General features: G+C 45.0%; 3 protein-coding genes. 2 read left to right on the top strand and 1 reads right to left on the bottom strand.

What is annotated here, in order from left to right:
- Window positions 1-26 precede the first annotated feature (26 nt).
- On the bottom strand, window positions 27-788 hold the full coding sequence (locus LD39_RS20320) for a rhomboid family intramembrane serine protease (RefSeq protein WP_035552892.1): 762 nt from the start codon (window positions 786-788) through the stop codon (window positions 27-29).
- 121 nt (window positions 789-909) lie between these two features.
- Here LD39_RS20320 and acpS point away from each other — a divergent pair, with 121 nt between their 5' ends.
- Entirely contained in the window at window positions 910-1,269 is a 360-nt protein-coding gene (gene acpS, locus LD39_RS20315) for a holo-ACP synthase (protein WP_369793268.1), read from the top strand.
- Between the two features lie 58 nt (window positions 1,270-1,327).
- The coding region (locus LD39_RS20310) for an NAD(P)H-hydrate epimerase (protein WP_035552881.1) at window positions 1,328-2,442 on the top strand (1,115 nt) is incomplete at its 3' end.

The following is a 2,442-nucleotide window of genomic DNA, read 5'->3' as shown; positions in this document are numbered from 1 at the left end:
TGTTTTGTGTTTTTTTAATAAGGCACCTAAAACAAAACTGCGATAATCACTAACACTGCAATCGCAATCCAAAAGAAGTAGGTACCATATTTTTTCAATGGGAAATGACGTCTATTCCAGCGATTCGGGTTAAATGTAATATCATCAAGCCTTGAGCTGGTTCTTCGTGATCGCATTTGCCAAATAGCAAACGGCCGGGCATTTTTTAAAATGGCGGGGGCAATGGCAAAGCCTCCGATGAGACCGAATACGTGGCCGAGAACGTTGATGTTCGGGCGGGTGAATGTCATGAACAAGCCAAGAATAAATATGACCATAATGATTTGTGAGTTGGCTTGATCGATCAGGTGCTTGCGGAATAAAACCATGTACACATACACACCAAAGATTCCGAAGATTGCACCAGACGCACCTAAATGGGCATAATAGGCGTCAGGATTAACGACGAAAGTTCCGAGGTTGCCAATGATGCCTGCGAACAAGTACATGAAGATGAATTTCACTTTTCCGAGCATCTGCTCCAGCGCCGGCCCGAATAAAACTAAAGAAAAAGAGTTGAACAGGGCGTGGGCAAAGCCGGCATGAAGGAAGATGGGAGTGATGAGGCGCCAGTATTCTCCCTGTGAGACGAGAAGGTTGACTCCTATCCCCATTTTTTCTATATCTTGTGCGAAACCGAATTGCAAAACGTCAATGAGGATCCATAAAAGGAAGTGAATGGCAACGAGTATTGACACAACCGGATAAAATCTCAAGAACTGTTTGAAGCTTTCCGTTCTGACAAACATAGGATGATTCTCCTTTTAACGTTGAATTGTCTACTACTAATATAATCGTTATCGGTATCTAGTATTCTTTTTTATCTTATTGAATATCGGGTATACTACTAATAGTTTTTAGAAAAGGAAGATGCATGTGATCAAAGGGATCGGTATTGATATGGTAGAAATGGATCGTATTAAACAAAGTATAAAGCGTAATCCTCGGTTTGTTCAAAGAATATTGACCAGGGCGGAGCATCTGCGCTTCAATGAATTGAGTGAACAACGTCAAATCGAGTACTTGTCTGGCAGATTCGCTGCTAAAGAAGCGGCAGGAAAAGCGATGGGAACGGGTATCGGTCAGTTGAGTTTTCAAGATATAGAGGTTTTATCTACCGAATCAGGTGCCCCCGAGATGAAAGTGAAAGGCTATGATCAATTGAAGACGTGGATTTCTATTAGTCATAGTTCGGATCATGCCATTGCTCAAGTTGTTTTAGAAGAGTGACCTGACATAATTACATAGGTTGTCTCATAACATTGTAATGCGGGTAGGAGGGAACGAATTGGATATTGTAACCGCACAAGAAATGTACGAATGGGACCGGACAGCGATGGAAGTTGCCGGGATCGAAGGGAAAATGTTGATGGAGAGTGCTGGTCGGGCTGTTGCTGACGATATGGTCCGTCACATCTGTAAACAGGACAAAGTGGTGGTCTTAATCGGATCTGGCAATAATGGCGGAGATGGATTCGTGATCGCCAGGACCCTGCTCAACCGTGGTTATGATGTGGAAACGTGGCAAGTCGTTTCTGAAGAGAAGATATCCGGGGATGCGAAGGCTCATAAAGAGATTTTTTTGAACTCAGGATTTTCCTTGCATGAGTATTCTTCATTAGGAAAGCTTATGCCTTCTCTTCGTCAGGCTGACGTTGTCATCGATGCCATGCTTGGGATTGGGGTGAAAGGGCGGCTAAGAAATCCTATAGCCGAAATCGTTGAAGCGGCGAACGATCAATCCGCATTCCGAATGGCTGTCGACCTTCCTTCAGGCGTTCCTGCAGATGAAGGAATCGTAGACTTCGATGCCTTTCATGCAGATTATACGACAATCATAGCCGCGCCAAAGTTGAGTGCTTTTTTACAGCATACAAAACCGTATTACGGGAATTATCATGTTGTGGAAATCGGTCTGCCAGCAAGGAAGCTTCCGCCAGTTAAAAGAGGACTGTGGAGGAAAGAGGATGTCAGGCGAACATTACCTGTCAGGGGGAACAGTTCCCATAAGGGCAGTCATGGCAAAGGTGTGATGGTAGGGGGGTCATTCCTTATGCCTGGGTCGATTGCAATGGCCGCACGAGCAGCATTAAGAAGTGGTACAGGTTTACTCACCATTGCTACTGTTGAACGCGCAATCCCTTCTATCTCTCCTTATTTGCAAGAGGCGACTTTTGCAGCGATGGAGGAGGAAGATGGTGTGCTTACAGGACAAGCGGTCGATTCGTTATCCGGGTATGATGGGGTAGCGGTCGGAATGGGCATGGGGCGTAGGGAAGGAACAAAACAGCTGTTAGAAGCGATTGTTCAAGAAGTAGAAGCCCCCCTGCTGATTGATGCGGATGGACTGTATCATCTGAAAGAATGCTTGAATGAGGTTAAACAAAGAAGAGCGCCTACCGT

The sequence above is a fragment of the Halobacillus sp. BBL2006 genome (assembly GCF_000786645.1).
Lineage (GTDB): Bacteria > Bacillota > Bacilli > Bacillales > Halobacillaceae > Halobacillus.
The sequence above is the reverse complement of the archived record's forward strand: the minus strand, read 5'-3'. Positions and strand labels throughout refer to the sequence as shown.

Bases quoted from the DNA above. Each gene is read 5' to 3' on its own strand.
- LD39_RS20320 (WP_035552892.1), bottom strand. From the start codon at position 788: ATGTTTGTCAGAACGGAAAGCTTCAAACAGTTCTTGAGATTTTATCCG.
- acpS (WP_369793268.1), top strand. From the start codon at position 910: ATGCATGTGATCAAAGGGATCGGTATTGATATGGTAGAAATGGATCGT.